The 19,980-nt window shown below is 75.6% G+C and carries 19 protein-coding genes; 10 read left to right on the top strand and 9 right to left on the bottom strand.

Annotated features, from left to right (window positions below; genetic code table 11):
• Positions 1-2 precede the first annotated feature (2 nt).
• Positions 3-2,483, top strand: coding sequence for a GMC oxidoreductase (locus ACGFI1_RS13110; RefSeq protein ID WP_392734335.1), 2,481 nt, complete (start codon positions 3-5; stop codon positions 2,481-2,483).
• A 169-nt stretch (positions 2,484-2,652) separates the two neighbouring features.
• Here the strand turns inward: ACGFI1_RS13110 and ACGFI1_RS13105 are convergent, their stop codons facing one another.
• From ACGFI1_RS13105 to ACGFI1_RS13095, 3 genes are all read right to left on the bottom strand, one after another.
• The gene (locus tag ACGFI1_RS13105; protein WP_301176419.1) at positions 2,653-3,099 is read right to left on the bottom strand and encodes an SRPBCC family protein; all 447 of its coding nucleotides are present in this window, start codon (positions 3,097-3,099) and stop codon (positions 2,653-2,655) included.
• A 147-nt stretch (positions 3,100-3,246) separates the two neighbouring features.
• Complete coding sequence (locus ACGFI1_RS13100) at positions 3,247-3,672, bottom strand: PPOX class F420-dependent oxidoreductase (RefSeq protein WP_392785237.1); 426 nt, start codon at positions 3,670-3,672, stop codon at positions 3,247-3,249.
• A 64-nt stretch (positions 3,673-3,736) separates the two neighbouring features.
• Positions 3,737-4,444, bottom strand: a complete 708-nt coding sequence (locus tag ACGFI1_RS13095) for a hypothetical protein (protein WP_392785235.1) — start codon at positions 4,442-4,444, stop codon at positions 3,737-3,739.
• Positions 4,445-4,765: 321 nt separating this feature from the next.
• On the opposite strand from ACGFI1_RS13095, the gene ACGFI1_RS13090 reads away from it, so the two are divergent.
• The 3 genes from ACGFI1_RS13090 to ACGFI1_RS13080 are packed head-to-tail and all read left to right on the top strand — an operon-like array spanning position 4,766 to position 6,891.
• A complete protein-coding gene (locus tag ACGFI1_RS13090; protein WP_245868263.1) occupies positions 4,766-5,362 on the top strand; it encodes a sigma-70 family RNA polymerase sigma factor in 597 nt (198 codons plus the stop codon).
• Positions 5,359-6,081, top strand: a complete 723-nt coding sequence (locus ACGFI1_RS13085; protein WP_138641726.1) for an anti-sigma factor family protein — start codon at positions 5,359-5,361, stop codon at positions 6,079-6,081. Before ACGFI1_RS13090 ends, ACGFI1_RS13085 begins: the two co-directional genes overlap by 4 nt.
• Before the next feature lie 57 nt (positions 6,082-6,138).
• On the top strand, positions 6,139-6,891 hold the full coding sequence (locus tag ACGFI1_RS13080) for a hypothetical protein (protein ID WP_392785233.1): 753 nt from the start codon (positions 6,139-6,141) through the stop codon (positions 6,889-6,891).
• Here the strand turns inward: ACGFI1_RS13080 and ACGFI1_RS13075 are convergent.
• Together ACGFI1_RS13075 and ACGFI1_RS13070 are read right to left on the bottom strand one after the other, a co-directional pair.
• Complete coding sequence (locus ACGFI1_RS13075) at positions 6,888-7,667, bottom strand: ABC transporter permease (RefSeq protein ID WP_138641728.1); 780 nt, start codon at positions 7,665-7,667, stop codon at positions 6,888-6,890. The genes ACGFI1_RS13080 and ACGFI1_RS13075 overlap by 4 nt on opposite strands.
• 11 nt (positions 7,668-7,678) lie before the next feature.
• Complete coding sequence (locus ACGFI1_RS13070) at positions 7,679-8,638, bottom strand: ATP-binding cassette domain-containing protein (protein ID WP_387074950.1); 960 nt, start codon at positions 8,636-8,638, stop codon at positions 7,679-7,681.
• Positions 8,639-8,731: 93 nt separating this feature from the next.
• Here ACGFI1_RS13070 and ACGFI1_RS13065 point away from each other — a divergent pair, with 93 nt between their 5' ends.
• Positions 8,732-9,481 carry a TetR/AcrR family transcriptional regulator gene (locus ACGFI1_RS13065; protein WP_138641723.1) on the top strand — a complete coding sequence of 250 codons (750 nt, stop codon included), beginning with the start codon at positions 8,732-8,734 and terminating at the stop codon, positions 9,479-9,481.
• Here ACGFI1_RS13065 and hrpB read toward each other — a convergent pair.
• Entirely contained in the window at positions 9,468-11,966 is a 2,499-nt protein-coding gene (hrpB, locus tag ACGFI1_RS13060) for an ATP-dependent helicase HrpB (protein ID WP_392785230.1), read from the bottom strand. The genes ACGFI1_RS13065 and hrpB overlap by 14 nt on opposite strands.
• 468 nt (positions 11,967-12,434) lie before the next feature.
• Between hrpB and ACGFI1_RS13055 the strand changes: the two genes are divergently transcribed.
• Entirely contained in the window at positions 12,435-13,022 is a 588-nt protein-coding gene (locus ACGFI1_RS13055; RefSeq protein ID WP_387074943.1) for an NERD domain-containing protein, read from the top strand.
• Between the two features lie 61 nt (positions 13,023-13,083).
• Here ACGFI1_RS13055 and ACGFI1_RS13050 read toward each other — a convergent pair whose 3' ends face one another.
• The gene (locus ACGFI1_RS13050) at positions 13,084-13,491 is read right to left on the bottom strand and encodes a hypothetical protein (protein WP_138633641.1); all 408 of its coding nucleotides are present in this window, start codon (positions 13,489-13,491) and stop codon (positions 13,084-13,086) included.
• Positions 13,492-13,639: 148 nt separating this feature from the next.
• On the bottom strand, positions 13,640-14,005 hold the full coding sequence (locus ACGFI1_RS13045) for a hypothetical protein (RefSeq protein ID WP_364554659.1): 366 nt from the start codon (positions 14,003-14,005) through the stop codon (positions 13,640-13,642).
• A gap of 100 nt (positions 14,006-14,105) precedes the next feature.
• Here ACGFI1_RS13045 and ACGFI1_RS13040 point away from each other — a divergent pair, with 100 nt between their 5' ends.
• Complete coding sequence (locus ACGFI1_RS13040) at positions 14,106-14,873, top strand: histidine phosphatase family protein (RefSeq protein ID WP_386869491.1); 768 nt, start codon at positions 14,106-14,108, stop codon at positions 14,871-14,873.
• Here the strand turns inward: ACGFI1_RS13040 and ACGFI1_RS13035 are convergent.
• Positions 14,857-16,311, bottom strand: coding sequence for a helix-turn-helix domain-containing protein (locus ACGFI1_RS13035; RefSeq protein ID WP_138633528.1), 1,455 nt, complete (start codon positions 16,309-16,311; stop codon positions 14,857-14,859). The genes ACGFI1_RS13040 and ACGFI1_RS13035 overlap by 17 nt on opposite strands.
• A gap of 560 nt (positions 16,312-16,871) precedes the next feature.
• On the opposite strand from ACGFI1_RS13035, the gene ACGFI1_RS13030 reads away from it, so the two are divergent.
• The 3 genes from ACGFI1_RS13030 (at position 16,872) to ACGFI1_RS13020 (ending at position 19,850) form a co-directional block, all read left to right on the top strand.
• Entirely contained in the window at positions 16,872-17,438 is a 567-nt protein-coding gene (locus ACGFI1_RS13030; RefSeq protein ID WP_138633531.1) for a hypothetical protein, read from the top strand.
• Positions 17,439-17,501: 63 nt separating this feature from the next.
• Positions 17,502-18,557: a threonine aldolase family protein gene (locus ACGFI1_RS13025; RefSeq protein ID WP_386869495.1), complete on the top strand. Its 1,056-nt coding sequence runs from the start codon at positions 17,502-17,504 to the stop codon at positions 18,555-18,557.
• A gap of 99 nt (positions 18,558-18,656) precedes the next feature.
• Positions 18,657-19,850 carry a thiolase C-terminal domain-containing protein gene (locus ACGFI1_RS13020; protein WP_392785227.1) on the top strand — a complete coding sequence of 398 codons (1,194 nt, stop codon included), beginning with the start codon at positions 18,657-18,659 and terminating at the stop codon, positions 19,848-19,850.
• The last annotated feature ends 130 nt before the right edge of the window (positions 19,851-19,980 follow it).

Here is a 19,980-nt window from a genome sequence, read left to right as displayed (position 1 = left end):
GGATGAGCGGAGCGGAGCACGCCGACGCCGTCGTGGTCGGGTCCGGGTTCGGCGGGTCCGTCGCGGCGTACCGGCTGGCGGAGGCCGGGCAGTCGGTCGTCCTGCTGGAGCGCGGGCAGCCGTACCCGCCGGGGAGCTTCCCCCGCTCGCCCGCCGAGATGGGCCGCGCGTTCTGGGACCCGGCCGCGGGCCTGTACGGGATGTTCGACGTCTGGAGCTTCAAGGGCTGCGACTCGGTGGTGTCGTCCGGGCTCGGCGGCGGGTCGCTGATCTACGCGAACGTGCTGCTGCGCAAGGACGAGCGCTGGTTCGTCACCGACCTGCCCGGCGGCGGCCACCATCCGTGGCCGGTCACCCGCGCCGACCTCGACCCGCACTACGACGCGGTCGAGGCGATGCTCGGCGCGACGCCGTACCCGCTGGAGCAGGTCCCGTTCGACGACACCCCGAAGACGCACGCCATGCAGGACGCGGCGGCCGAGCTCGGCCTGCAGATCACGCTGCCGCCGCTCGCGGTCAGCTTCGCGGCCCGGCCCGGCGGCACGCCGGGGCTGAGCCTGCCGATCGCCGACGCCGGCTACGGCAACATCCACGGCGCCGGGCGGCGGACGTGCAAGCTGTGCGGCGAGTGCGACATCGGCTGCAACGAGGGCGCCAAGAACAGCCTCGACCACACCTACCTGTCGGCGGCGGCGCACCACGGCGCCGACATCCGCACCTCCCGCGAGGTGAAGGCGATCCGGCCGCGCGACGGCGGCGGGTACGAGGTCGACTACGTCCACCACGCCGACCTGGCGGCGAAGAAGAGCCGCCCGCCCGTCCAGACGATCACCTGCGACCGGCTGGTCCTCGGCGCCGGCACCTACGGCACGGCGTTCCTGCTGCTGAAGTCGCGGGACGCCTTCCCGGGCCTGTCGGAGGCGCTCGGCACCCGGTTCAGCGGCAACGGCGACCTGCTGACGTTCCTGCTGCGCGCCAAGGACCGCAACCGGGTCCGGCCGCTGAACGCCAGCCGCGGGCCGGTGATCACCACCGCGATCCGGCTGCCGGACGAGCTGGACGGCGTGCCCGGCGCGGGCCGCGGCGCCTACATCGAGGACGGCGGCTACCCGGGGTTCACCGACTGGATCGTCGACAGCCTCGACCTCGGCAACGACTTCGAGCGGGCCGTGAAGTTCCTGTGGAACCGGTTCACCGAGTTCTTCAAGGACGCGCCGGACACGAACCTGTCCAAGGAGCTGTCCGACCTGATCGGCGACGGCGCCCTGACGGTCAGTTCGCTGCCGCTGCTCGGCATGGGCCGCGACACCGCGGACGGGCGGCTGCACCTGAGGGGCGGCCGGCTCGCCGCCGACTGGACGGCCGAGACCAGCGAGGCGCTGTTCAACCGCGTCCGCAAGACGATGCGGGGGATCGCGGACGTGCTCGGCGCCGACTACGCCGACAATCCGATGTGGTTCCGCAAGCGCATCATCACCGTCCATCCGCTGGGCGGCGCCCCGATGGGGGGCCACCCGGGCGAAGGCGTCTGCGACGCCTTCGGCGAGGTGTTCGGGTTCCCGGGCCTCTACATCGCCGACGGGGCGGCGATGCCGGGACCGGTGGGCCCGAACCCCTCGCTCACGATCGCCGCGCACGCCGACCGGATGGCGACGCGGCTGCTCGACGGGGCGTCCGCACAGCGTCGTGCGGCGGCACCGACCGCCACCGTCCCGTCTGCCACGGGGGCCGAGCCGGCCGGGGGAGCCGGCTCGCTGGACGGGGCGGGGAACGGCTCGGCGTACGGCCCGGGGCGGGGGGAGTGGGGGGTCGCCCCCCCACAGGGAACCCGCCCGGTCTCGGGGGACCACGGCGGCACACGGGGACCGTCCACCGTGGTCGCGGGCCGTACGTCGCTGTCGTTCACCGAGGAGATGAAGGGGTTCGTCACCTACGGGGAGACCGACGCGCGGATCGGCGAGCTGGCGGAGGGGCGCATGCCCCTGTCGTTCCGGCTGACGATCACCGCGGCGGACACCGACCGGTTCCTCGCCGACCCCGAGCACGAGGCGAAGGCCGAGGGGTGGGTGGACGCCGGCGGGCACGGGGGCCGCTGCCCGGTCGAGCGGGGCACGTTCAACCTGTTCGTCGCGGACGGCCCGGACGACCGGCGGCTGATGAAGTACCGGCTGTTCTACACCGACGGTGCGGACCGGCCGCGCACGCTGAGCGGGTTCAAGGACGTCCTGCACGGTCCGCCGACGCGGATCTGGCCGGACACCTCCACGCTCTACGTGCGGCTGCTGGACGGCCACGTCGGCGCGGACGAGGAGGACGGCGCGGACGTCGTCGCGGCGGGGGTGCTGCACATCCGGCTGACGGACTTCGCGCGGCAGCTCACGACGTTCCGCACGGCCGGCCCGGACGGGGCGGGCAAGCTGCTCGACTTCGGCCGGTTCTTCGCCGGGGAGCTGTGGGAGGTGTACGGCCCGGATCCGGTCTGACCGGATCCGAAACGGGGGGCCAGGTTCGTGCAGGCCGAGGGAACTGCGGGGTGCTCTCGGCCTGCACCTTTTCGCCGGAGGCCGCGCGGGGGGTCGCGCGGTCTCCGGCCCATTCGTGCGCGGGCCGGCCCACGGCGGGTCAGATCGCGGCGGGTCAGATCGCGGCGGGTCAGATCGCGGCGCGGCGGGCGGGGCAGTCGGCCGGGCAGTGCTCCAGGTGCGCGGGCAGCCAGCGGGTGAACGCCTTCAGCATGAGCCGCAGCAGCGGCGCGATCAGCGGGCGGGTGCCGGGGACCAGCGGCTCGAAGACCGCCTCCCAGCGGATGGCGGTGCCGCCGTCGCGGGCCTCCAGGTGCACGTCGGAGCGGTAGCGGCGCAGCGGCAGCCCGGCCAGGGCGATGTAGCCGAAGTGCGTGTACGGCTCGTAGGCGACGGTCTGCTCGCTGGCGGGCCAGATCTTCTTGACCGTCCCGACGCCGTAGGTGGTGGTGTCGCCCTTGCGCGTCTGCTTGGCGGGCGTGGGGAACCGGCCCCAGGCGCCCCACGCCTCGGGGACGGCCAGGTGCCGGAACACCTCTTCGGGGGCGGCGCTGGTGGTGGCGGTGGCCTGGATCATCACCGCACCGTAGCCACCCGCGCTCCGCCCGCACAAGGCCGCCCCGGCCGCGCCCGCGACCGGCCGGGGCCGCCCGTTCAGACCCGCCTGTTCAAACCTGCCCGTTCAGACCGGCCCGTTCAGACCTGCCCGTTCAGACCTGCCGGGTCAGACCTGCCCGTACAGCCGTTCGACGTGGAGGCGGACGACGAGCCGGCGGTCCTCGACCATGGCGCGCCGGTAGTCGTCCCAGTCGGGGTGCTCCTCGCCGCGGACGTCGCGGTACACCTCGATGAGCTCCTCCACCGCCGCGTCGTGCGGGTCGGCGGCGCCGGCGGACAGCTCGGCGGTGCCCTCGGCGACGACCCAGGACCAGCCGTCGGGGGCGCTCACGTGCAGGCTGGCGCGCGGGTCGCGGGCCAGGTTGCGGGCCTTGGCGCGGTCGGCGGTGACCGAGACGCGGACGAGCCGGCGGGCCTCGTCGAAGTGGTAGTTGACGTTGGACAGCTGCGGCCGCCCGTCCCGCTTCAGCGTGGCCAGCACGCCGAGGTCGCGCTCGGTGAGCAGCTTCGCCAGCGCCGCGTCGTCCGCCATCGTCCGCCTCCTGGATGAGATCCGTTTCCGGGGTCAACCCCCGGCCGCCCCGTTCCCTTCCCGGTTACCGCGCCGCGAGCCGCGGGAGGGTCAGGACGCGCCCCTCGGGCGCCTCGGGGGCGGGCCGGGAGGCCGGCCCGCCCCGCGCTCCGGCGGTGCCCGGGGCCCGGCCGGCGGCGCGGCCGGTGTGGATGTGGCCGCGGAACACCGCGCCCTTCGCCGCCACCTTGACCGCCTGGAACTCCTGCGGCGGCAGCGTGCAGAACCCGGTGCGGACGACGTCGTCGAACAGCGAGTCCGACACGACGTAGGCCAGGTCGCGGCCGGTGTCGCCGGACAGCAGCCGGCGCAGCGGCGTCGCGTCCAGCAGCCGCTGGACGGTGATGGGCGCGTCGCCGGCGGGCCCGAACGGCCCGGCGGTCAGCGTGCCGTGGTGCAGGGCCAGCCGCACCCGCAGCGGGTACCGGCCCCCGCCGGCCCCGCCGACGCCGTCGTTGACCTCGCGCAGCGCCTCGTCCAGCAGGATCACGAAGTCGCCGGCCACCGGCGCGGGGTCGGTCCCCTCCGGCAGCGTGGCGAGCTCGCCGTCCCCGCCGACCTGCTTGTCCCAGCGGGCGCGGTCGAGGCCGACGCCGCGCGCGGCGCGGTCGAGCGCGTCCGACAGCTGCCGCTGCGCGCGCAGCTGCTCGCGCGCGTCGCGCCTGCTGTAGCCCTGGATGTCCACCGCCACCAGCAGGCGGTAGCTGAGCTGCGCGTCCCCGTTTCCTTCCACTGTGCCGATCCCGCCCCTCGGTCTCTTCTGGGCAAATGGGCCCGATGCCCGCATTCGCTCCAAGCGTGGAGTGAGCGTTGCCCGCGTCCGGCGGCCGGATCGTGTCGCCGTCCCTTACGCCCCCTTGGACGCGCGCCGATGATCGTCGGCACCGAAAGGTAAGGAGAACATCGCGAACAAGTAAGGGACGTTCCGGAAAATCCGGGGTGAACCGGGCCCAGGTTGAACCGGGCGGCGCCGGGATCGCGTACTGCCTCCCAGCGTGACACCCGACGCACGGTCACCGCGCCGTCCCGCCCCCGCACCCGCCCGGAGACCCCGATGGCCCACAGATCGCCGGCCGCCTCGGCCACCCGCGAACGCCCGCCCGGACCGTGGAGCTGGTTCCGCGGCCCGCAGCCCGCGGGCGGCGTGGACGACCAGGTGATCGTGACCGAGCTGTACCGCGTCTACGGGCGCCCGCTGCTGTCGTTCGTGCTGCGCCTGACCGGCGGCGACCGGCACTGGGCCGAGGACGTGGTGCAGGAGACCATGATCCGCGCGTGGCGCAGCGCGCACCAGCTCGACGAGAACGCGGCCTCGCTGCTGCCGTGGCTCGCGACGGTCGCGCGCCGGATCGTCATCGACGACCAGCGCCGCAAGAACGCACGGCCGCAGGAGGCGGGCGAGGGCCCGCTGGAGAACATGCGCGTGCCCGACGGGTTGGAGGATCTGCTGCGCTCCGTCGTCGTGTCCGAGGCCCTCCTCGCGCTGTCCCCCGCCCACCGCGAGGTCCTCAACGAGACCTTCTTCCGGGACCGGTCGGTCAACGAGGCCGCCAAGCACCTCGGCATCCCCGTGGGCACCGTGAAGTCCCGCGTCTACTACGCGCTCAGGGCGCTGCGCGTCGCACTGGAGGAGAGGGGCGTGACGCCTTGACCGCGGACATGCTGCACATCGACGTCGGCGCCTACGCCCTCGGCCTGCTGGAGGAGCCCGACCGCCGCGCGTTCGAGGCGCACCTGGCGTCCTGCGCGTCCTGCCACGAGGAGCTCGGCACGCTGCGCGGGGTCGCGCGGACGCTGGACGGGATCGGCCCGATCGCCGAGCCGGCGGGCGCGCCGCCCGTCCCGCCGGAGCCCGCCGTGGTCGCCGACCTGATGCGGCACCGGACCGCGCGGCAGCGCCGGCACCGGGCGGCGCGCGCGCTGGCCGCGGCCGCCGCCGGGGTGGTGCTGCTCGGCGGGGCGCTCGGCACCGGTTTCACGCTCGGCGCCGACCGCGAACCGCCCCCGGCCCGGCAGGACGACGGGACGGCGGCGCTGCTGCGCGACGGGCACCGGACGTCGGCCACCGACGCGGGCACCGGCGTCACCGGGACGGTCGCCACGCAGGAGAAGGCGTGGGGCAGCCGGATCGCGATGCGGCTCGGCAAGGTCCGCGGCCCGCTGGAGTGCGAGCTGGTCGCGGTGGACCGGCGCGGCGAGGCGCACACGGTCGTCGGCTGGTCCGTCCCCGCCAAGGGCTACGGGCTGCCCGGGTCGCCGCAGCCGGCGCTGGCGCTGCAGGGCGGGACGGCGCTGCGGCCCGAGGAGATCAGCCGGTTCGAGGTCCGCACGATCGGCACGGGGCGCACGCTGCTCACCGTCCCCGCGTAGCGCGGCGCGGGGCACACTCCGGACGGGCCGCTCCCCCGCGTCTCATAGGCTGGCGGGGTGAGTGCGAGCCGGTCTTCGACAGGCCCCGAGCTGATGCTGCCGGGGCTCCGCGAGGTGTACGCGGCCTACGTCCGGGAGGCGGACGCCCTCCCGGCGCTGCCCGGCCCGCTGCAGGCGGAGGTGTGGGCGTCGGCGCAGCTCGGCGCGCTGGAGGCCGCGGCCCCGCACGTACAGGGGCGGCGCGCCGCGCTCGGCGACCTGATCGGCTGCCTGCGGGCGGCGGCGACGCCGGGCGCGCGGGCGTTCCTGGCCGCGATCGCCGCGATCGGCCCGGCGGAGGGCCGCAAGGCCGCGGGGCGCGCGGCCGCCGCGCTCGGCACGGTCCCGGCGGCGCCCTGGGAGGGGTCGCTCGGCGCCGTCGTGCCGGGCCAGGCGTGGCTGATCCAGGAGGGGCCGCTGGACGGCGACCGCCTGGTCTGCGAGTTCCGCTACGAGGGCGCCGGCACCGCCGGGATGCACGCCGTGGCCGTCCGGCTGTCCTACGGCGGCGCGCCCACCGAGATCGTGATCGTCGGGGACGTCCCGGCGCTGATGGGCGCGGCGCGGCAGGCGATGCAGGCCGAGCTGTGCGTCGTCCAGCCCTACGAGGCCGCCGCGGCCGGGAAGAGGCTCCGCGCCGCGCTGCCCGGCGCGGCCGCCGGGGGGCGTGGGGGGTCGTCCCCCCGCGCGGCAGACGGAGCGGAGCCCCTTCCCGAGGAGTGCTACCCGGCGCTTCCGCTGGCCCGGCACCGGGCGTCGGTGCTGCCCTAGCGGCCCATGGCGCGGTAGCGGCGCACCGACAGCGGGACGAACACCGCCGCGATCACCAGCGGCCACACCAGCGCCATCAGCAGGCTGTGCTGCGCCGCCCACGAGTCGCCGGTGACGGGTGAGCCGAACAGCTCGCGGCACGCGGTGACGGTCGCCGACATCGGGTTCCACTCGGCGATCGCGCCCAGCCAGCCGGGCATGGTGTCCGGCGCGACCAGCGCGCTGGACAGGAACCCGATGGGCCACACCAGGACCTGCACGGCCGCCACCGACTCCGGCCCCTTGGCGAGGAGGCCGAGGTAGACGCCGAGCCAGATCAGCGAGAACCGCAGGAGCAGCAGGAGCCCGAACCCGGCGAGGGCCTTGGCGGCGCCGTCCTCCACGCGCCACCCGATCAGCACGCCGCACGCCGCCATCACGGCCAGCCCCGCCACCGAGTGGATCATGTCGGCGGCGGCGCGGCCGACCACGACGGCGGACGGCGACATCGGCATGGCGCGGAACCGGTCGGTCACGCCCCTGGCCGCGTCGCCCGCGACCCGCACGAACGTCTCCTCGACGCCGAACACCATGGTCAGGGCGAACATGCCGGGGACGATGAACGCGCGGTAGCTGCCGCCGCCGGGGACGTCCATCTGGCCGCCGAACAGGTAGCCCATCATCAGCACGACCATCACCGGGAACAGCAGCCCCATGGCGATCTGGCCGGGCTGCCGCGCCCAGTGGGCGAGGGCCCGGCCGGTGAGCGTCCGGCCGTCGGCGACCGCCCAGCGCATCGCTTGAACGCTCACGCGCCCACCTCCTGCTTGTCGTCGGTGAGGTGCAGGAACACCTCGTCCAGGGTCGGGCGGCGCAGCCCGATGTCGGCGACCGCGACGCCCGCGTCGTCCAGGGCGCGGACGGCCTCGGTCAGCGCGGCGGCCCGGCCGGAGACCGGGGCGCCGATCCGCAGCGCCTCGGCGTCCACGTCGACCTCCCCGGCCGCGACCCGGCCGACGATCCCGGCGGCGGCGGACAGCGCGCCGGGGTCGTCCAGGACGACCTCGATCCGGTCGCCGCCGAGGCGCTTCTTCAGCTCGTCGGGCGCGCCCTCGGCGATGACGCGGCCGCGGTCGATCACCGAGATGCCGGCCGCCAGCCGGTCGGCCTCCTCCAGGTACTGGGTGGTGAGCAGGACGGTCGTGCCGCCGTCGACCAGCGCGCGCACGGCGTCCCAGACCTCGCCCCGGCCGCGCGGGTCCAGGCCGGTGGTGGGCTCGTCCAGGAACAGCACCGGCGGCGCGAGGATCATGGACGCGGCCAGGTCGAGGCGGCGCCGCATGCCGCCGGAGTACTCCCCCGCGGGCTTGGCGGCGGCCTCGGTGAGCCCGAAGCGCTCCAGCAGCTCGTCCGCCCGCCGCCGGGCCTCCTTGGCGCCGAGGTGGTAGAGGCGGCCGAACATGACGAGGTTCTGCCGCCCGCCGAGGACCTCGTCGACCGCCGCGTGCTGCCCGACGAGGCCGATGCTGCGCCGCACCTCCCCCGCCGCGCGGACGACGTCGTGCCCGGCGACCCGGGCGGTGCCCCCGTCCGGCCTGGCCAGCGTGGTCAGGACGCGGACGGCGGTGGTCTTTCCGGCGCCGTTCGGGCCGAGCAGCCCGTGCACGGTGCCGGCGGGCACGCGCAGGTCGAGCCCGGCGAGGGCCTCCTTGTCGCCGTAGCGCTTGCGCAGCCCCTCGGCGGCGACCGCGAGCGGTGGTCCGGCCATGCGCCCTCCAAAACTATGTACGTCGTACGGATTTACCATCGCGGCCAATATAACGTACGTCGTACAGAGTTTCATCCCTGAGAGGATCGGCGGGTGACCGAGTACAGCGGGAGCGGCGACCCCAAGCGCAGCCTGGAGCTGCTGTGGGGCGTCCAGGCGCCGCCCAGGCGCGGGCCGAAGCCGCGGCTGACCGCCGAGGAGATCGTCCGCACCGCGATCGCGCTGGCCGACGCCGAGGGCCTGGACGCGGTTTCCATGCGCCGCATCGCCGACGAGCTGGGCGTCTCGCCCATGTCGATCTACACCTACGTCCCCGGCAAGGCCGAGCTGGTCGACGTCATGGTCGACCGCGCCTTCGGCGAGCTGACCCCGCCCGCCGACGCCGCGTGGCGGGCCCGGCTGGAGCACATCGCCCGCGACAACTGGGCGCTGTTCCACCGGCACCCGTGGCTGCTGCAGATCACGATGGCGCGCCCGCCCATGGGCCCGAACACCCTCGGCAAGTACGAGTACGAGCTGCGCGCCGTGGACGGCCTCGGCCTCACCGACCTGGAGATGGACTCGGTGGTCGCGCTCGTCACCGGGTTCGCCGAGAGCGCCGCCCGCGTCTCGGTCAGCGCCGCCGAGGCCGAGCGGCGCACCGGCATGAGCGACGAGCAGTGGTGGGAGTCGGTCGCCCCCGTACTCGACACGCTCGTGGACGAGGCCGACTACCCGCTCGGGACCCGGGTCGGCACCGCGGCCGGGCAGGAGTACCGCGCCCCCGCCGCGCCGAGCCGCGCGTTCGAGTTCGGCCTCGCCCGCGTGCTGGACGGCATCGAGGTCCTGATCAGCTCCCGCTAGCCCGCTTCGTCCGCCTCGTCGGGACGGCGGTGGACGGGTCCTCCGGCCAGGGGTGCCTGGGGTAGCGGCCCCGCAGCTCGGCCCGCACCGCCCGGTAGCCCTCCCGCCAGAACGAGGCCAGGTCGGCGGTGACGGCGGCCGGGCGGCCCGCCGGGGACAGCAGGTGCACCACCAGCGGGACCCGGCCGCCCGCGAGGGCCGGCGCGGCGTCCCAGCCGAACAGCTCCTGCAGCTTCACCGCCAGGACGGGCCGCTCCCCCGAGTAGTCGACCCGGATCCGGGACCCGGTCGGCACCTCGACGCGCTCGGGGGCGTACTCGTCCAGGCGCTTGGCCTGGTCCCAGGGCAGCAGGCCGCGCAGCATGCCCGCGACGTCGATACGGGCGAGGTCGGCGCGGCGCCGCGCCCCCGCGAGCCACTCGGGCACCCGTTCCAGCAGCGCCGCGTCGTCGACGGCCGGCCACGGCTCGCCGAGCGCGGCACGCAGGAACGCCAGCCGCTCCCGCAGCGCGACCGCGCCCGGCGTCCAGGTCAGCAGCCCGAGCCCTTCGGCGCGCAGGCCGTCCAGCAGCGCCGCCCGGAGCAGGCCGGGGTCGGGGTCGCGCAGCGGCCGGGCGGACAGCTCGATCGCGCCGAGCCGCTCGACGCGCCGCGCCGCCACGTCCCCGTCCCGCCAGGCGACCTCCTCGGCCGCGTCCAGCAGCGGCGCCGCCGCCGACCGCGCCACGTCCTCGCCGATCACCACGGCCTGCCGCACCCGCGCCGACGCCGACCCGGCCGGGCGGTCGGCCGCCGCGACCGCCAGCCACTCCGGCCGCGCCCCGGCGAGGGCCGACCCCTCGGCGAGCGCGGCGCCCGTCCCCGACGCCATCAGGTAGCCGCTCCCCCGCCGCCGCGCCACCCGCTCGGGGAACGCCAGCGCCACGACCGTCCCCGCCGCGTGGTCGTCGCTCCGCCCGGCGGGCCCGGCGGGGCCGGCGCCGCCGTCGAGCGCCCGGCGCAGGCGGGCGGCCTCGTCGCGCCAGCGGGCGGCGTGGGCGTCGGCGGGCCGGTCCTGGCGGCGCAGCGCGCGCCAGGCGGCGGTCAGGTCGTCGCCCGCCGCGCGCGGCGGGGGCTCCGACAGCAGCGCGACCACCTCGGCGGCGGCGCGGCCGCCCACCGCCGCGGCGCCGTCCACCAGCGCGCGGGCCAGCCGGGGGTGCAGGCCGATCCGGGCCAGCCGGCGGCCCCGGTCGGTGACCCTGCCGCCGGCGACGGCGCCGAGGGCGCGCAGCGCGGCGCGGGCGGCGTCCATCGCGGCGGGCGGCGGCGGGTCCGGCAGCGCCAGCCCGGCCGCGTCGGGGTCGCCCCAGCAGGCCGCCTGGAGCGCGAAGCCGGTGAGGTCGGCCAGTTCGATCTCCGGGCGGGGGCGGGCCGGGAGCCGGTCGTGCTCGGCCCGCGTCCAGCAGCGGTACACGGTGCCGGGGCCCTCCCGGCCGGCGCGCCCGGCGCGCTGCTCGGCGGTGGCGCGGGACGCGCGGACGGTGGTGAGCGACCCGAGCCCCCGCGCGTGGTCGGTGCGGGGCTCGCGGGCCAGGCCGGAGTCCACGACCGCGCGGACGCCCGGCACCGTCAGGCTCGACTCGGCCACCGACGTGGCCAGCACGACCCGGCGGCCCGGCGCGGGCGCGAGCACCGCGTCCTGCACGGCGCGGGGCGCCTGCCCGTGGATCTGCAGGACGTCGGCCGCGACCCCGCCGAGCATCCCGGCGACGCGGGCGATCTCCCCGACGCCGGGCAGGAAGCACAGCACGTCGCCGTCCCGCTCGGCCACGGCGCGGCGGACGGTCGCGGCGACGTGCGCGAGCAGCGCCGGGTCGACGCGCAGGCCGTGCGGCGGCGGGACGGGCCGCTCCGGCGGCGCCCACACCGTCTCCACCGGGTGCAGCGCGGCCTCGGTCTCCACGACGGGCGCGCCGCCGAGCAGCCGCGCCCACGGGCCGGTGTCGGCGGTCGCGGATGCCGCGACCAGCCGCAGGTCGGGGCGCAGCGCCGCGCGGACGTCCAGCAGGAACGCCAGCGCGGTGTCGGCGTCCAGGTGCCGCTCGTGGCACTCGTCCAGGATCACCGTGCCGACGCCGTCCAGCTCCGGGTCGGACTGCAGGCGCTGCAGCACCACGCCCGTCGTGACGACGTCGACGCGGGTGCCGGGGCGGTTCTCGCCGCGCACGGTGACGCCGACCGCGCCGCCGACGCGCTCGCCGAGGATCCAGGCCATCCGGCGGGCGGCGGCGCGGGCCGCGAGCCGGCGCGGCTCCAGCACCAGGACCTTCCCGGCCGCGGGCGGGCCGCCGAGCGCGAGCCCGGCCAGGGCGAGCGGCACCAGGGTCGTCTTGCCCGTGCCCGGCGGCGCCGACAGCACCGCGGCGCCGTGCCCGTCCAGCGCCGCGCGCAGCGCGGGGACGGCGCGGTGGACGGGCAGGTTCTCGGCGGCGCTCAGCTGCATCGCCCCAGTCTGCCCGGCCCGCCCGCCGCAGCGGAAATCCATTGCACCGAAAAAGGCTCTGTTCGTTGCGGTGATACTTGCATCGAGCCTTTCATTGCATTCTCCGGGACGTTCCGGATTCTTCCCGCCTCTCCCCCCTCCCAATCCTGGCGAAAGAGCAGGTGAGCAATGACTTCAAGCCCCGGAACTGACTTGGCAGTTTGATATAAGTCACCTTGCGAAGTGTGGCGCAAATCGCATCGGCGTCCCCATAATGATGGCGTCATCGCAGGTGCTGGGAGGTTCGGCATGTTCGGCAGCTCCATCTACCTCAGGGACAGGCCGGCGTTCACCGGCGGTTCGCCGCAGGCGGTGTACGAGGAGCTCTGGCAGCGCGGCCGAAAAGGGAGATTGCGGACCCGCGCATTTCTGGCCGCGGCGACGCTCATACTGTGCGGACTGCTCGTCAACCCGCTATTCGGAATCATCATGGCCGTTGCGGTGGCGTCCGCAGACGTGTTCGTCCATTGGCGCGTGTACCACTCGTCCCGCGTATGGCGGCTCGGACTGCGCGGCGACGAGCGCATGAACCGGGTGCTGCGCTACACATTGGAGCGCAACGGCCACCGCGTGCTGCACGCCCGGACCGTCCCCGGCCACGGCACCGCCGACCAGCTCGTCATCGGGCCGGGCGGGCTCTGGCTCGTCCACAACGAGGCATGGCACCCCGACGCGGAGATCTCCCACCACGGCGGCAAGCTGTTCATCGACGGCCGCACCCAGTCCAAGCTGGTCGGCGCGCTGACCGCGCGGGCCGAGGCCGCCGCCGTGGCGGTCTCCCGCGTCGCCGAGGTCCCGGTGAAGGTGACTCCGGTGCTCGCGGTGCACGGCGGCGACCTCGTCCGCACCCCGTTCGCCGCCGACGGCATCGTGTTCGCGCCGCCGCTGAAACTGGTCCGCTGGATGCGCCGCAACCCCACCGCCGACCTGTCGCCCGACGAGGTCGAGGCGATCATGCGCGCCGCCGTGCAGGCCCTCCCGATCGGCGGCCGGTCGTCCCTGTCCGCGGCGGCCTAGGCGGCGGGCCCCGCCGCCGGAAGGGGCAGCGATGACCACCCGACACCTGTGGCCGGAGGGCTCACACGCCGCCGCTCACAGGGCGCCCACCGCCCGCGCGGGTTCCGCCGCCCGCGCGGGCGGTGCGGCGCAGCCACCACAGGCCCACGACCGGCAGCACCAGCGGGACGAACCCGTAGCCGCGCCCGTACAGGGACCAGACGGTCTCGTCGGGGAACGCGGCGGAGTCGGCGAGGCTCAGCGTGCCCACCACCAGCACCCCAGCGAGCTCGGTCGAGCAGGCCGCGACGGCGACCCGGAACGAGGTGCGGCCGCCGCGGGCCAGCGCCACCGTCGCCAGGACGTAGACGGCCGCGGCGAACGCCGACAGCGCGTAGGCCAGCGGCGCCTCGGAGTACTGGGTGGCGATCTGCACCGCCGCCCGCGCACCGGCCGCGAGCGCGAAGATCGCGTAGACGGCGACCAGCAGCCGTCCCGGCCCGCCCGCGGTCCCGGGCCGGGACCCGCCACCCGTGCGGGCGGGGGCGCCGGCGCGGGCGCCGCCGTCCGCGCGGGCCCCGGGCCGGACGGACTCGCCCCCGGCCCGCTCGGCCCGCTCGGCGCGCGTTCCCTCGGGCTCAGACACCGCCACCGCTCCACAACTGGTCCATCCGGACGACCATGACGGCCACGGCCACCCCCGCGACGACGATGACGGCGGACCCCCACCGGGTGCGCTCCAGCAGCCCCCACCCGGCGCCCGCGACGGGGATCAGCAGCGAGCCCAGCAGGTAGCCGACGAAGGTGGCGGTGCCGTCCGGCCCCTCACCGCCCGACAGCTTCACGAACGCGACGACCGCCTGCGCGATCAGCAGCGCCTCCAGCGCGCCGAGCGCGATCAGGTGCCCGAGGTCCATCGCCCGGTTGCGCAGCGCCGACACCAGCGCGTAAACGGCGGTCAGCAGCGCCACCACGATGATCACGGTGCCCAGGACGTCGGTCACGGAACGAGAGTACTACCGGCCGTAGAGCACAGCGGAATCGCCTTGACCGTCCGGCGGGATCGCGCGCACGGGCACCGGCCCGCCCCCGGGACATGGCAGCATGGCGGGCGTGAGAGCGCTGCAGTGGCTGAACCTGACCCGGCACGGTGAGAGCACCGGCAACCTCGCCTACCAGGCCGTCCTCGGCACCGATGCCGAAGAGGCCGGCATCACCGAACGCGACGCCGACATCCCCCTGTCCGACACCGGCCGCGCCCAGGCCGCCACCCTCGGCCGCTGGCTCGCCGCGCTCCCCGAGGACGAGCGCCCGACGCACGTCATCGCCTCCCCCTACCTGCGCACCGTCGACACCGCCGAGATCGCCCTCGCGCAGACCTCCTACGCCGCCCCGCGGCACCCCGGCGGCCCCCGGCTGCGGGTCGACGAGCGGCTCCGCGACCGTGAGCAGGGCGCCCTTCAGGGCCTCACCGCCCTCGGCGTCCGGCGCCGGTTCCCCGCCGAGGCCGCCCGGCTGGACCAGCTCGGCAAGTTCTACTACCGCCCGCCCGGCGGGGAGTCGTGGGCCGACCTCGCGCTGCGGCTGCGCAGCTTCTACCGGGACCTGGAGGCCGACGCCCCCGGCGGCCGGGTCCTCGTCGTCACCCACGACGCGATCATCGTCATGACCCGCTACCTGGTGGAGGACCTCACCGAGGCCGAGATCATGCGGATCGAGAAGGAACCCGTCGCCAATGCCTCGGTCACCCGCTGGCGCGGCGACGGCTCCGGCCTCCAGGCCGTCTGCTACAACGACTGCGCCCACCTGACCGGCCTCGGCGCGCCGCCGCCCGCGGCCCCCGCGGAGCCGCGCTCTACAGCTCGCCGCTGAGCAGCCGGTCGCTGCGCGAGGCGACCGCGGCCCGCCGCGGATCGCCCGCGGGCAGCATCGCGCGCAGCCGCTCCAGCGCCTCCAGGTCGGCGCGGCCCGGCTCGGTCTGCGCGTAGGCCCACAGCGTCTCGGCGCCGCCGCGGTCGAGCACCTGCCGCCGCACCCGCACCGCCAGCTCGTCGCGCTCCGCGCGGATCGCCGGCGCGTCCGAACGGGGCAGCAGCTCGCCCCCGTACAGCCGCACCGCGCCGCCGGCGTCGCCGTCGTCCAGCAGCCGCCGCACCGTGATGAAGTCGGCCTCGACCGCGCAGCCGAGCCGGTACGGGCGGGCCCTGACGATGTCGCCGAACTGCTGGCGGAGCCGGTGGATCTCCGGCCGCACGGTCGCCGGGCTGCCGTCGTCGCCGTACAGGCACAGCGAGAGCCGGTCGCCGCTCAGCCCGCGCGGATGCAGCGCCAGCAGCGCGAGGATCTCGGCGTGCCGCAGCGTCAGCTCGAAGCGCCGCCCGTCCAGCAGCGCGTGCGGCTGCCCGTCGCCGAGCAGCGACAGCGCCAGCAGCGGCCCGTCGCCGGCGGCCGGCCGGGCCGCCGGCGCCGCCTCCGCGCCGGGGTCGGGGACCACCCGCGCGCCGACCCGGTCGGCCGACCGCAGCAGGAACGCCTCGCCGAGCGGCTCGGCGACGGCGACGCGGCCGTCCGGCAGCGCGACCGTCCCGCCGGGCTCGGGGACGGCCAGCCGCAGCCCGCGCAGCCCGGCCGCGCCCGCCGCCAGCACCCGGCCGGTGGCGGTCACCAGCAGGCCGCCCCCGCCGAGCCCGCGCAGGTGCGGCAGCAGCCGCTCGCGCAGCCGCTCGTCCCGCACCAGCATCTCGTTCTCCAGCCGCGACTCGGCCAGCCGCGCCGCGGCGGCCACCAGCGCGACGGTCGCCGGATGCAGCGCCGCCACGGTCGCGCTGACGTCGATGCACCCCACCACCCGCGCCGAGTCGGGGTCGATGATCGGCGCGCCCGCGCACGACCAGCGGTGCAGGACGTGCGCGACGTGCTCGGCGGCGTAGACGTACTCCGGCCGGCCCGCGGCGATCGCGGTGCCGATCCCGTTGGTGCCGACCGCGTCCTCCGCCCAGCGGAACCCCTCGGTCAGCCCGATCGCGTCGGCGGCCCGGCGCGCGGCCGGCGGGCCCTGCGTCCACAGCACGTGCCCGTCCGCGTCCGTGATCACCATCAGGTGCTCGGTCTCGTCCGCGACCCGCCGCAGCAGCGACTCCAGCATCGGCAGGTGCGGCTGCAGGGGGTGGACGTCGCGGGCGTCGGCGAGGACGTCCCGCTCGTACACCAGCGGCGCCGCCTGCACGCCCGCGTCGACGCCCGCGTCCCGGGAGCGCCGCCAGGACTCGGAGATGGGCAGGCGGACGGCCACCGGATCGCGCACCACCATCAGTCCCTTCCCCCGGAGAGAACCTCGGCCGGTCCGAGGATCCGCCCCCCGCGGGGTTCGGCGCAACCGATTCCACGGATCCCGCACGGCCGGATGGGGACACGCTCCGTGAGCATCCGGTCGCAACGTGCATGCAACCTGGGGACGCCTACCGTTACCGGCGGCTGGGAGACGAAGGGCCATCCTGTGGGTCCCGCCGCCCCGTCCGCGCATCCGGGGGGAATGCGCGCGGGGCGGCGGGCCGGAACGACCCACCGGGCGCGGGGGGCTCCCGGCCGCTACGGGGAGGACCGACCGCACATGCTCTGCCTGACCTGCCACCGCGTCCGCCCGGCGCTCAGCCGCGCGGACTACACCGCCGAACGCGCCTGGCTCATCGTCCGCCGGGGCCTTTGCACCTGCGCCGTGCCGCCGCCGGCGGCGGGCCGGACGCGCCGCCCGCCGGCCGCCCGGAGGCGCGCCCGGACGCCGAAATAAACATCCGGGTTCACAAAATGTTCACGCTCGGTTCGCCTACAGTTTAAGGAGATTCCGCCCGACCGGCCCCTGGAGGGAGCGCCATGACCGTGATCCCGGGTCTCGTCCGCCGCGCCGCCGCCGAGGCGGAGCGCCATCTGCGCGAGGGCGTCGGCCTGCTCGCCAAGGTGGGACGGGATCTGGAACGGTCGGTGGAGCTGGGCCGGCTGCTCCCCGCACTCGTCGAGCGCATCGCGATCCTAGAGCAGACCGTCCGCGACCAGGACGCCGAGCTGCGCACCGTCCGCACCGAGCTCGACTCCCTCGTCGGGCAGCTCAACGACCGGCTGCTGCCGCGCATCGACGAGCGGATGGACGACACCGAGCGCGACCTGGCCGCCGTCGCCACCAGCCTCATCCGCACCGGCCGCGACACCGCCGGCCACGGCGCCCGGCTGGACACCGCCGAGCGGCGCCTCGGCGAGCTGCGCACCAAGGTCGCCCAGCTGGAGCAGCGCACCGGGCTCTGGCGCGACCTGCAGTCCACCGTGGCCAGGTTCGGCGACGACCTCGACGCCATGCGCGCCCGCATGGCGCTGCGCGCCGCCGAGCACCCGCCGGCCGACGCCGCGCCCGCGCCGGTGCAGAACATCACCGACCGCCCGGCCTAGCGATCGGCGGGCCCGGCCGGGCCGGCGATCCGGCGGGCCGCCGCCGTCCGGGAGAATGGGCGCATGACTCACCCGCCCGAGACCCCTCCCGCCGCGCGCGGTTTCGCCAGCGACAACCAGGCGAGCGTCCACCCCGACGTCCTCGCCGCCCTCGCCGAGGTCAACACCGGGCACCAGCCCGCCTACGGCGACGACGCGGTCACCGGCCGGCTCCGCGCGGTCGTCCGGCGGCACTTCGGCGACCGCGCCGAGGTGTACCCGGTGTTCAACGGGACGGGCGCGAACGTGGTGTCGCTGCAGGCGATGTCGGAGCGGTGGAGCTCGGTCGTGTGCCCGGAGTCGGCGCACATCAACACCGACGAGTGCGGCGCCGCCGAGAAGATCGCCGGGCTGAAGCTGGTCACCGTCCCGGCGCCGGACGGCAAGCTCACCCCCGGGCTGGTCGAGCGGTACGCGACCGGGTTCGGCAACGTCCAGCGGCGGCAGCCCGCCGTCGTGTCGATCACGCAGAGCACCGAGCTCGGCACCGTCTACACGGCGGAGGAGACCGCGGCCGTCGCGGCGGCGGCGCACGAGCGCGGCATGACCGTGCACATGGACGGCGCCCGCATCGCGAACGCCGCCGCGTCCCTCGGCGTCCCGCTGCGCGCCCTCACCACCGACGCGGGCGTGGACGTGCTGTCGTTCGGCGGCACCAAGAACGGCCTGCTGCTCGGCGAGGCGATCGTCGTCCTGAACCCGGACGCCGTCCGCGGGGTGAGCTACCTGCGCAAGTCGAGCATGCAGCTGGCGTCGAAGATGCGGTACGTGTCGGCGCAGCTCGTCGCGCTGCTGGACGGCGACCTGTGGCTGCGCAACGCCGCGCACGCCAACGCGATGGCGGGCCGGCTGGAGGCCGCCGCCCGCGCCGTCCCCGGCGTGGAGATCACGCAGCCGGTGCAGGCGAACACCGTCTTCGCGGTCATCCCGAAGGACGTCGCGGAGCGGCTGCGCGAGCGATTCGCCTTCTACACCTGGGACGAGGCGACCGGCGAGGTCCGCTGGGTCTGCTCGTTCGACACCACCGAGCAGGACGTGGCCGCGTTCGCCGCCGCCCTCGCCGCCGAGATGCCGGGCTGACCGGCGGGTTCGTCCCGATCATCGAGAGCGCCCCGGCGGCCCCGCGGGCGGCGCGTTATCGTGTCACCGAACAGCATTCGGTTACAGGAGGCGAGCCCGATGGCCAACCGCACCTTCGTCGTCGGCGTGGGCATGACCAAGTTCGAGAAGCCCGGCTCCCGCGACTGGGAGTACCCCGACATGGCCAAGGAGGCCGTCGGCAAGGCCCTGGCGGACGCCGGCGTCGGCTACGACAAGATCGAGATGGCCTACGCGGGCTCCATGTACGGGTCGATGGGCCAGCGCGCCCTCTACGAGACCGGCATGACCGGCATCCCCGTCATGACCGTGATGAACGCGTGCGCGACCGGTTCCAGCGCGCTGTTCCTCGCCCGCCAGGCCGTCCGCGGCGGCCTCGCCGACTGCGCGCTCGCGCTCGGCATGGAGAAGATGAAGAAGGGCTCGCTCGGCGCCGGCGTCGGCGAGTCCAAGGTCACCATCATCGACCACCACCTGCGCTCCATGACCGCGGGCCGCGAGTGGGAACTGGACAAGGCGCCCATGCCGCAGATGTTCGGCAACGCCGGCCGCGAGCACATGGAGAAGTACGGCTCCACCCCCGAGCACTACGCGTGGATCGGCTGGAAGAACCACAAGCACTCGGTCAACAACCCGTACGCGCAGTTCCAGACCGAGTACTCGCTCGACGACGTCAAGAACGCCACGATGATCTTCGACCCGCTGACCAAGCTGCAGTGCTCCCCCACCTCCGACGGGGCCGGCGCCGCGCTCGTCGTCAGCGAGCGGTTCCTGGACGAGAACGACCTGTGGGACCAGGCCGTCGAGATCGCCGGGCACCACATCGCCACGGACACCCCGCAGAGCTTCGAGGACCACTCCTCCATCCAGGTCGTCGGGTTCGGCGTCTCGCAGCAGGCCGCCCGCAAGGCCATGGACGAGGCGCAGGTCTCCATCGACGACGTCGACGTCATCGAGCTCCACGACTGCTTCAGCGCCAACGAGCTCATCACGTACGAGGCCCTCGGCATGGCGGAGGTCGGCGAGGGCCACAAGCTCATCGACGACCAGGCCACCACCTACGGCGGCAAGTGGGTCGTCAACCCCTCCGGCGGCCTGATCTCCAAGGGCCACCCCCTCGGCGCCACCGGCCTCGCCCAGTGCGCCGAGCTGACCTGGCAGCTGCGCGGCCAGGCCGACAAGCGCCAGGTCGAAGGCGCCCGCGTCGCCCTCCAGCACAACATCGGCCTCGGCAGCGCCTGCGCCGTGGCCGTCTACAAGCCCGCCACCGCCTGACCCCGCTCAGAACACCCGCCGGGGGGGGGGGGGGGCGCCCCCCCCCCCCCCCCCCCCGGGGGGGGGGGGGGGGGGCCCCCCCGCCCCCCCCGGGGGGGGGGCGAATCTTGTTTCTTGGTTGGGCGTGGTG

Origin of the sequence: Actinomadura geliboluensis, assembly GCF_043197915.1 — a bacterium.
Classification (GTDB): Bacteria; Actinomycetota; Actinomycetes; order Streptosporangiales; family Streptosporangiaceae; genus Spirillospora; species Spirillospora geliboluensis.
This window is presented reverse-complemented; position numbering and strand designations above follow the sequence as displayed.

Excerpts from the sequence above, each read along its gene's own strand:
- ACGFI1_RS13100 (WP_392785237.1), bottom strand. The coding sequence starts at position 3,672 with ATGGCGGACGACGCGGCGCTGGCGAAGCTGCTCACCGAGCGCGACCTC.
- ACGFI1_RS13055 (WP_387074943.1), top strand. The coding sequence starts at position 12,435 with ATGGCCGTTGCGGTGGCGTCCGCAGACGTGTTCGTCCATTGGCGCGTG.
- ACGFI1_RS13105 (WP_301176419.1), bottom strand. The coding sequence starts at position 3,099 with ATGATCCAGGCCACCGCCACCACCAGCGCCGCCCCCGAAGAGGTGTTC.
- ACGFI1_RS13090 (WP_245868263.1), top strand. The coding sequence starts at position 4,766 with ATGGCCCACAGATCGCCGGCCGCCTCGGCCACCCGCGAACGCCCGCCC.
- ACGFI1_RS13020 (WP_392785227.1), top strand. The coding sequence starts at position 18,657 with ATGGCCAACCGCACCTTCGTCGTCGGCGTGGGCATGACCAAGTTCGAG.
- ACGFI1_RS13035 (WP_138633528.1), bottom strand. The coding sequence starts at position 16,311 with ATGGTGGTGCGCGATCCGGTGGCCGTCCGCCTGCCCATCTCCGAGTCC.
- ACGFI1_RS13070 (WP_387074950.1), bottom strand. The coding sequence starts at position 8,638 with ATGGCCGGACCACCGCTCGCGGTCGCCGCCGAGGGGCTGCGCAAGCGC.
- ACGFI1_RS13030 (WP_138633531.1), top strand. The coding sequence starts at position 16,872 with ATGACCGTGATCCCGGGTCTCGTCCGCCGCGCCGCCGCCGAGGCGGAG.
- hrpB (WP_392785230.1), bottom strand. The coding sequence starts at position 11,966 with ATGCAGCTGAGCGCCGCCGAGAACCTGCCCGTCCACCGCGCCGTCCCC.
- ACGFI1_RS13075 (WP_138641728.1), bottom strand. The coding sequence starts at position 7,667 with ATGCGCTGGGCGGTCGCCGACGGCCGGACGCTCACCGGCCGGGCCCTC.
- ACGFI1_RS13040 (WP_386869491.1), top strand. The coding sequence starts at position 14,106 with ATGGCGGGCGTGAGAGCGCTGCAGTGGCTGAACCTGACCCGGCACGGT.
- ACGFI1_RS13110 (WP_392734335.1), top strand. The coding sequence starts at position 3 with ATGAGCGGAGCGGAGCACGCCGACGCCGTCGTGGTCGGGTCCGGGTTC.
- ACGFI1_RS13025 (WP_386869495.1), top strand. The coding sequence starts at position 17,502 with ATGACTCACCCGCCCGAGACCCCTCCCGCCGCGCGCGGTTTCGCCAGC.